The organism is Pseudoxanthomonas sp. LjRoot204_2, from assembly GCF_056175765.1.
On record NZ_JBGFFG010000113.1, the window covers coordinates 1 to 8695 of the forward strand.

An 8695-nucleotide genomic window follows, 5' to 3' on the forward strand; every position below is an offset into this window, starting at 1 on the left:
CTTGATCGCGACGTCCGCACGCACGCCCGAGATCAGCTCGTTCATGCGCATCTGGATGGGCTGGGTGAACTCGTAGTTGTTGCCGGGAATCCCGGCCACCGCCTTTTCGATCTCCGCCACCAGCGTCGCCTTCGGCTTGCGCGGGTCGGGCCACTGGTTGCGCGGCTTCAGCATGACAAAGGTGTCCGCCACCGACGGCGGCATCGGATCGGTCGCCACTTCCGCCGTGCCCAGCTTGCCGAACACGCGGTGCACTTCCGGGAACTGCTTGATCCGCGCTTCCAGCGTGGACTGCATGCGTACCGCCTGGTCCAGGCTGGTGCCGGGGATGCGCATGGCGTGCATGGCGATGTCGCCTTCGTCCAGGCTGGGCACGAATTCGGTGCCCAGGCGCGTGGCCAGCAGGCCGCAGAGCACGACCAGCGCGAACGCACCGCCCGCCACGACGAGGCGCGCACRCAGTGCCCGCGCCAGCACCGGCGCGTAGGCGCGGCGGGCCCAGCCCATCACGCGCGTTTCCTTCTCCTGCACGCGACCGCGCAGGAACAGCGCGATGGCGGCCGGCACGAACGTCAGCGACAGCACCATCGCGCCGCTCAGCGCGAGCACCACGGTGATGGCCATCGGGTGGAACATCTTTCCCTCCACCCCGGTGAGCGCGAAGATCGGCAGGTAGACGGCAGTGATGATGCCCAGGCCGAACAGGCTGGGCCGGATGACCTCGGCCGTCGCCGACGCGGTCGCGTCGAGACGCTCCTCGTCCGTCGGCAGGCGACCGAGCCGCTGCTGCAGTTCGCCAAAACGGCGCAGGCAGTTCTCGATGATGATGACGGCACCATCGACGATCAGACCGAAGTCCAGCGCACCCAGGCTCATCAGGTTGCCCGACACGCCGCCGCGCACCATGCCGGTGAGGGTGAACAGCATCGACAGCGGGATCACCGCGGCGGTGATCAGCGCCGCGCGCAYGTTGCCGAGSARCAGGAACAGCACCACGACGACGAGGATCGCGCCCTCGACCAGGTTCCTGGCCACGGTGCGGATGGTGCGGTCGACCAGCGAGGTGCGGTCGTACATCGGTTCGGCGCGCACGCCGGCCGGCAGGCTGCGATTGGCTTCGGCCAATCGTGCGGCGACCGCTTGCGAGACCTCGCGGCTGTTGGCGCCGATCAGCATGAAGGTCGTGCCCAGCACGACCTCCTTGCCGTCCAGCGTCGCCGCACCGGTACGCAGCTCAGGCCCCTCGCCTACCTGCGCCACATCGCGCACCCGGATCGGCACGCCATCGCGGCGGTCCAGCACGATGTCGCGGATGCCGTCGAGGTCGGCGACCTGCCCCGGCGCACGCACGAGGAACTGCTGGCCGTTGCGCTCGATGTAGCCGGCGCCGACGTTCTGGTTGTTGCGCGCCACCGCCTGCACCACGTCGTGCAGGGTGAAGCCGAGTGCGACCAAGCGCGCGGGATCCGGGGTGATGTGGATCTGCCGCGCGAAGCCGCCGATGGTGTTGACCTCGGTCACGCCAGGCACGTTGCGCAGCTGCGGTCGCACTACCCAGTCCTGGAGCGTGCGCAGGTCGGTGGCGGTGTAGGGCGTGCCATCGGGCTTGCGCGCCTTCTCCTCCGCTTCCACCGTGTACATGAAGATCTCGCCCATGCCGGTGGCGATGGGCCCCATCTCCGGTTCCAGGCCGGCGGGCAGCTGCGACTTCACCTGCTGGATGCGCTCGCCGACCTGCTGGCGGGCGAAGTACACGTCGGTGCCGTCCTTGAACACCACCGTCACCTGCGACAGGCCGTAGCGCGAGATCGAACGCGTGTAGTCGAGGCCGGGCAGTCCGGCGAGCGCGGTTTCCAGCGTGAAGGTCACGCGCCGTTCCGATTCCAGAGGCGAATAGCCTGGCGCCTCCGTGTTGACCTGCACCTGCACGTTGGTGATGTCGGGGGTTACGTCAATCGGCAGCTTGCCGAAGCTCCACACGCCCACCGCGACGAGCGCCAACGTCAACGCCATCATCAGCCAGCGGTGCGCGATGGCGAAGCGCAGGATGCGCTCCAGCAGTCCGCGCCGTTCCCGGGTGTCGTACTCAATGGTCATGCGAGGCCCCCGATTTCTCGATGTCGGCCTTCACCAGATAACTCTGTTCGACGACGACCTGGTCGCCGGCCTTCAGCCCGGTCAGGACTTCGACCTGCTGCGCATCGCGCTTGCCCAGTTCGACCGGACGGATCTCGTAGGTATCGCCGACGCGAACGAACACCACATCCCAGTCGCGGAAGGTCTGCAGTGCAGCGAGCGGCACCACCATCGCAGCAGGCTGCTGCTCTACGGTAATGCGCGCCTTCACCGCCGAACCGGGACGCCACAGGCCATCGCTGTTCTCCAGCGTCGCGCGTGCAACCGTGCTCTGGCTGGCGGTCGCGGTGCCGGGCAGCACGCGCTCCAGCGTTGTCTGCGCGGTGACGCCATCACTCAGGCGCGTCACCGTCACCGGTACCCCGGGCACGATGTGCTGGGCGTCGGACCCGAAGATATGCAGGTCCACCCACAACGATGACAGGTCGGCGACTTCGAACAGCATGGCGCCCTCGCCCGCCACGCTACCGACGCTGGCGTTGCGCGCCAGCACCACGCCGCTGATCGGCGACGTGACCGAGTACGTGGTCAGGCTGAGATTGCTTTCCACCGTCGCCAGTGTCTGCCCGGCCCGAACACGGTCACCGGCATTGACGGCGAGGCGGCGGATCGGACCCGGGAAGCGCGCGGCGACGTTGGCGACGCGACCTTCCACCGGCGTCAGCAGGCCCTGCACCTCGTGTTCGTCGGCGATGGTGCCGGCCTGCACAGGGGCGACGCGGATGCCGGATTCCCCGGCGATCCTCGCGCCGATGGTGGTGCGGCCTTCGTAGCTGTCGTAGGTCCAGCGCAGCGATGTGCCTTCGACCTTGGCCAGTACTTCGACATCGAAGGAATGCGGTTCGCCGACCACGGTCTTCGCCAGCAGGCGGCCATCCGCCTGCGGCACCAATACGTGGTTCTCGCGCACGTTGCCAAGGCGGACCAGGCGGACCTCGACGCTGCCGGCGGTGGCCGGCAACGGTTTGCCGTCGCGATACAGCCACGCCTGGTAGGTCGGCGGCGTGCCGGACTCGGCGATGGCGAGTTCCACGCGGTAGCCGTCCTGTTCCAGCAGGCGGCCACCATGTTCTCCGCGTGCCGCGTCTCCTTCACCGTGGCCAGCGCCTTCGTCGTGGCCGTGGCCGGCTTCGCCATCCGGGTCGTTGGCGTGGCCGTCGTCCTTGCCGCCGCAGGCGGCCAGCAGCAGGGACAGCGCGAGCGCGCTCATCAGGGGACGCAAGATCATGGGGAGATTCCTTGTTCAGAGGTCGGTGCGGCCACGAGGGCCTGGCCGGTGAGGCGCTGCAGTTCGATCAGCGCGAGATGCGCCTCCAGCGCCGCGTCCAGTTGCTGACGGCGCGTCGCGGTGGTCTCGGACTGCAGTTGCGCCCATTCGAGATAGCTGATGGCGCCGGCGCGGTACGCGCGTTCGGCCGCCTGTTCGGCGCGCACCAGGCGTGGCAGTACGTCGTCGCGCGTGCGCTGCACATCGAGCTGCGCCACCCGGTAGCGGCCATGCGCATCGGTGAGGGTGGAATACAGCGCAACATCACGCGACTCGCGTTCGATCTCCAGCGATGCAAGATCGGCTTCGGCCGCGCGGATCCCGGGTTGCGCCCGGCGTGCACCGCCCAGCGCCAGCGACACGCCACCGACCAGTGCCGTGTCGTCGCCATCCTGCAAACGGCGCACGCCCACCTGCCAGTCGAGATCCGGGGTGGCGGCCGTACGCGCCAGGCGCACGCGTGCCTCGCGGATGCGGCGCTCGTCGGCAATCTGTGCCAGTTCGGGCGTGCCCTGCAGGAACGTGGCCAGCTCGGCCATGTCCGCCACCGGCGGCAACGCCAGCGGATCACCGTCGGCGAGGATGAACCGCGGATCACGCTCGCCCCACAACGCGGCCAGGTGCTGCCGCGCGGCCACGGATTGCTGTTCGGCGCGGGCGAGCGCGAGTTCCGCACGTGCCAGCGCCGCCTGCGCGGTCAGCACGACCGATTCGGGCGATGCACCCGCCTGCAGGCGCTGGCGTGCGGCCGCCACGGTACGCGTGCGCTGGGCGATGTCCCGGCGCGCCACGACAGCCGCGGCGCGTGCGCCGGTGACAGCGAGATAACGCCGTGCGACGTCGGCGAGCAGGTCGAGGCGCTGCGCCTCGCGCTGTACGGACAACGCATCGATACGGGCCTGCGCAAGCGTGCGGCGGGCATCCAGCTTGCCGCCGCGTTCCAGCACGCCGGCCAGGGTGAGGGTGACCTCCGCCTGATCGAAGCCACGCGCATTGCCGCTGCCGAGGACGTTTTCCACGTCCAGCCCGGCCCGCCATGCAGGCCGCTGCAGGGCGACCTCGCGTTCGGCCAGCAGGGTTTCGGTACGCGCGCCGAACAGGCGCAGGTCAGGGTGTACGCGGGCAACGCGCGCGATGGCGTCGTCCAGCGTCAGGGTGTCAGGGGGAACAGCAGGCGATGGCGCCTGTGCGTGCACGCACGGCGCGATCGCGAAGGCGGCCAATGCCGCCAGTCGCAACCACATGGGAAGTCTCCGGAACGTCGGTGATGGGGCGCGGGCGACAGGACGTCAGCCCGCTGCGGGCATCACGCGGCGATCGGAGGCCGCAGTAACGAAGCCCTTGGCGCGTGCGCCATGGGGACCGTCGCCATGATGGGAGTGACGTCAGGCAGGATCATCGCCGGCACGCGCATCGGCGCCGGCACGATCGCAGTCAGGTGGCCGCAGCAGTGGCTCGCATGCATCAGCGCATGCAGCAGATCACCCTCGCCCGCTTCTCCATCGGCATGGTCGTGCCCGGTGGCGACGTCGGCGTGCTCGTTGACGGCGTGCAGGTGCTCGTTGCCGTTGCCCAACTCGTGCAGGTCGCCCAGTGAGGCGAGCACGGGGTTGGCCAGTACCGCCAGCAACAGCATTGCCAGCGCAGGCAGGCGCAGCAAGGCAACACGGCGATGGCGGAGGAAGCGGAGCATCGGCGGGCATCCTAGCCGGCGCATGTGACGTTAGGCAATTTCACGCCGGGATTCCGGCCCGGTCTGGAACGGGTCTTGCAGCGACCACCCCGACCCCGTCGGAAATGCGCCATGTCTGAGCAGGACGAAAGCGGCGAACGCACTGAGTTACCCACCGAAAAACGACTTCGCGAGGCCCGTGAACAAGGGAACATCCCGCGATCGCGCGAGCTGGCGACGGCGGCGGTGTTCGGCGCGGGCGTGCTGGCCATCATCGGCATGGGCCCCGGCCTGGCGCGCGACGCGCTGGGCTGGATGAAGATGGCCCTGACGCCCGACCCCATGTTGATGCGCCAGCCGGACCAGCTGTTCGGCTACGTCGGTCTGTTGATGCTGAAGCTGCTGGTCGCGATCGCGCCGGTGGCGGCCATCTGCGTCGCGGCAGGTGTCGCGGCGCCGGCCCTGATGAGCGGCCTGCAGTTCTCGCAGAAGTCGCTGATGCCCGATTTCAAGCGACTGAACCCGGCGTCCGGCCTCAAGCGCCTCTATGGCCCGGAGAGCGTGGCCGAGCTGCTGAAATCCCTGCTGCGCGTGGCCCTGATCGGCGGCGCGGCGGCGGTCTGCCTGAAGCTGGGACTGAATCCGCTGCGCGAGCTGCTGACCATGCCACTGGAACAGGCCGTCCGCAGCGGCCTGTCCTTCACCAGCACCCTGCTGCTGGCGACCACCGGTGGCCTGATCCTGCTCGCCGCCATCGATGCGCCGTACCAGAAGTGGAACTGGCTGCGGAAGCTGAAGATGACCCGCGAAGAACTGCGCAAGGAGATGAAGGAAAGCGAAGGCAGCCCGGAAGTGAAAGGCCGCATCCGCCAGATGCAGCACCAGATGTCGCAGCGCCGGATGATGGAGGACGTGCCGACCGCCGACGTGATCGTGGTCAACCCCACCCACTACGCCGTCGCGCTGAAGTACCAGGCCGGGCAGATGGGCGCACCCACCGTGGTCGCCAAGGGCGTGGACGAGCTGGCCATGCGCATCCGCGAAGTGGCCGACGCCCACCGCATCGCCATCGTCTCGGCGCCGCCTTTGGCACGCGCCTTGTATCGCGAAGGGCAGCTTGGCCGGGAAATCCCCGTGAGAATGTACGCCGCCGTCGCCCAGATCCTCTCCTACGTCTATCAGCTGCGCGCCTGGCGCGTCGGCGAAGCCGCGCTGCCCGACCTGCCCAGCGTCGATATCGACGAACACGGAGGCCGGGCATGAGCGCCCAGCCGGCCACCGGCGGCATGCGCTGGATGGACATGCTGAAGAACGGCCTGGGAGCGCCGCTGGTCGTGCTGGCGCTGCTGGCCATGATCGTGGTGCCGCTGGCGCCGCCGGTGCTGGATGCGCTCTTCAGCTTCAACATCGCCATCTCGCTGGTGGTGTTGCTGGCCGTGATCTACGTCAAGCGGCCGCTCGACTTCACCATCTTCCCGATCATCCTGCTGATGACCACGATGCTGCGCCTGGCGCTGAACGTGGCCTCCACCCGCGTGATCCTCATCAACGGCCAGGACGGCCATGAGGCCGCCGGCAAGGTCATCGCGGCGTTCGGCGAGTTCGTGGTGGGCGGCAACTATGCGGTCGGCATCGTGGTGTTCGCGATCCTGACCATCATCAACTTCGTCGTCATCACCAAGGGCGCCGGCCGCATCGCCGAGGTCTCCGCGCGCTTCATCCTCGATGCGATGCCCGGCAAGCAGATGGCCATCGACGCCGACCTCAACGCCGGCATCCTGACCCGCGAGGAAGCCAAGGCCCGCCGCGAGGAAGTCCGCGCGGAAGCCGACTTCTACGGCTCGATGGACGGCGCCAACAAATTCATCCGCGGCGACGCCATCGCCGGCATCCTGATCCTGTTCATCAACCTCATCGGCGGTTTCGCCGTGGGCATGTTCCAGCACGGCATGCCGGCCGCCGAGGCGGCGTCCACCTACACCCTGCTGTCGATAGGCGACGGGCTGGTCGCCCAGCTGCCTGCCCTGCTGGTGTCCTCGGCGGTGGCCATGCTGGTGACCCGCGCCTCGCGCTCGGAGGACATGGGCCAGGCCGTGATGGGCCAGGCGTTCGGCCAGCACAAGGCGCTGGCCGTGGCGGCCGGCGTGCTGGGCCTGGTCGGCCTGGTGCCCGGCATGCCCAACGTCGCCTTTTTGACGCTGGCCGCCGGCATCGGCTACCTGGCCTGGAAGATGTGGAAGCGGACCCAGGAAAGCCCCGAAGCCGCCGCCGGCGACGTGCCTGCCCTGACCGGCCCCGGCGCGCCCGACCGCAACGCCGAACTGACCTGGGACGAACTGCGCCCGGTCGACCCGCTGGGCCTGGAAGTGGGCTACCGGCTCATCCCGCTGGTCGACAAGAACCAGGGCGGCGAACTGATGTCGCGCATCAAGGCCGTGCGTCGCAAGCTCACGCAGGACCTGGGCTTCCTGGTGCCGCCGGTTCACATCCGCGACAACCTGGAACTTCCCTCCAACGGGTACCGCCTGCTGGTGCACGGCGTGCCGGTCGCCTCGGCCGAGATCCATCCCGACCGCGAACTGGCCCTGGATCCGGGCGGCGCGTTCGGCACCATCGACGGCATCCCCGGCAAGGACCCGGCGTTCGGGCTGGACGCGGTGTGGATCCAGTCGCACCAGAAGGCGACCGCCGAATCGCTGGGCTACACCGTGGTCGATCCGGCCACCGTCATGGCCACGCACCTCTCGCACCTGGTGCGCGAACACGCCCCGGAGCTGCTCGGCCACGAGGAAGTGCAGCAGTTGCTCGCGCAGCTGGGCCGCAACGCGCCGAAGCTGGTCGAGGACCTCACGCCGAAGGCGCTGCCGCTGGCCACCGTGGTGCGCGTGCTGCAGAACCTGTTGATCGAGCGCGTGCCCATCCGCCAGCTGCGCCGCATCGTCGAGGCGCTGGTCGAATTCGCCCCGCAGAACGCCGACCCGGCCGCGCTCACCGCCGCCGTGCGCACCTCGCTGGGCCGTTTCATCGTGCAGGAGATCTCCGGCATGGCGCCGGAACTGCCCGTCTATACCTTGGCGCCGAATCTGGAACGCGTCTTGCAGGACAGCACCCAGGGAACCGGCGCGGCGCTGGAACCGGGACTGGCGGAACGCCTGCACCAGAGCCTCGCCGACGTGGTGACCAAGCAGGAAGCCCGCAGCGAGCCTGCGGTGGTGCTGGTACCGGGAACGGTCCGCGCCGCCCTTGCCCGCCTGGTCCGCCACAGCGTCCCCTCGCTGTCGGTGCTGGCCTACAGCGAGGTTCCCGAAGACAAGCGGTTGAAGCTGGTGGGCACGATCAGCTGAGACCGGGAGCAGCAGAACCCGACGCGATACCGAACCGGATAGCACGCCATGAAAATCAAACGCTTCGTCGCTCCCGACATGCGCACCGCCTTCGCCATGGTCCGCCAGGAACACGGCCCGGACGCGGTGATCCTGTCCAACCGCGTCACCGAAGACGGCGTCGAGATCGTCGCCGCCAGCAATTACGACGAAGCGCTGGTCAAGCACACCCTGGAGGCGATGCGCCCGGCCACGCCGGCCGCACCCCTGCATCCGCTGCTCGACCCTGCACCGCAG

General features: G+C 68.8%; 6 protein-coding genes and 1 pseudogene. 3 read left to right on the forward strand and 4 right to left on the reverse strand.

The features are described 5' to 3' along the window. From AC04L7_RS07260 to AC04L7_RS07275, 4 genes are all read right to left on the reverse strand, one after another. On the reverse strand, positions 1-2061 hold a 2061-nt coding region (locus AC04L7_RS07260), incomplete at its 3' end, for an efflux RND transporter permease subunit (RefSeq protein ID WP_475512754.1). A 25-nt stretch (positions 2062-2086) separates the two neighbouring features. Beyond that, the gene (locus tag AC04L7_RS07265) at positions 2087-3364 is read right to left on the reverse strand and encodes an efflux RND transporter periplasmic adaptor subunit (RefSeq protein WP_435998918.1); all 1278 of its coding nucleotides are present in this window, start codon (positions 3362-3364) and stop codon (positions 2087-2089) included. Further along, positions 3361-4647 (reverse strand): TolC family protein, encoded by a 1287-nt coding sequence (locus AC04L7_RS07270; RefSeq protein ID WP_435998920.1) that lies wholly within the window; start codon positions 4645-4647, stop codon positions 3361-3363. Before AC04L7_RS07270 ends, AC04L7_RS07265 begins: the two co-directional genes overlap by 4 nt. Before the next feature lie 62 nt (positions 4648-4709). Continuing rightward, the gene (locus AC04L7_RS07275) at positions 4710-5096 is read right to left on the reverse strand and encodes a hypothetical protein (protein ID WP_435998922.1); all 387 of its coding nucleotides are present in this window, start codon (positions 5094-5096) and stop codon (positions 4710-4712) included. Between the two features lie 111 nt (positions 5097-5207). Between AC04L7_RS07275 and flhB the strand changes: the two genes are divergently transcribed. The 3 genes and pseudogenes from flhB to AC04L7_RS07290 all read left to right on the forward strand — a co-directional run. After that, on the forward strand, positions 5208-6338 hold the full coding sequence (gene flhB, locus AC04L7_RS07280) for a flagellar biosynthesis protein FlhB (RefSeq protein WP_435998924.1): 1131 nt from the start codon (positions 5208-5210) through the stop codon (positions 6336-6338). Beyond that, positions 6335-8419, forward strand: a complete 2085-nt coding sequence (gene flhA, locus AC04L7_RS07285; protein ID WP_435998926.1) for a flagellar biosynthesis protein FlhA — start codon at positions 6335-6337, stop codon at positions 8417-8419. The genes flhB and flhA overlap by 4 nt, the downstream gene beginning before the upstream one ends. A 48-nt stretch (positions 8420-8467) precedes the next feature. Continuing rightward, a pseudogene (locus AC04L7_RS07290) lies at positions 8468-8695 on the forward strand (flagellar biosynthesis protein FlhF); the annotation flags it as partial.

Bases quoted from the DNA above. Each gene is read 5' to 3' on its own strand.
- AC04L7_RS07265 (WP_435998918.1), bottom strand. From the start codon at position 3,364: ATGATCTTGCGTCCCCTGATGAGCGCGCTCGCGCTGTCCCTGCTGCTG.
- AC04L7_RS07270 (WP_435998920.1), bottom strand. From the start codon at position 4,647: ATGTGGTTGCGACTGGCGGCATTGGCCGCCTTCGCGATCGCGCCGTGC.
- AC04L7_RS07275 (WP_435998922.1), bottom strand. From the start codon at position 5,096: ATGCTCCGCTTCCTCCGCCATCGCCGTGTTGCCTTGCTGCGCCTGCCT.
- flhB (WP_435998924.1), top strand. From the start codon at position 5,208: ATGTCTGAGCAGGACGAAAGCGGCGAACGCACTGAGTTACCCACCGAA.
- flhA (WP_435998926.1), top strand. From the start codon at position 6,335: ATGAGCGCCCAGCCGGCCACCGGCGGCATGCGCTGGATGGACATGCTG.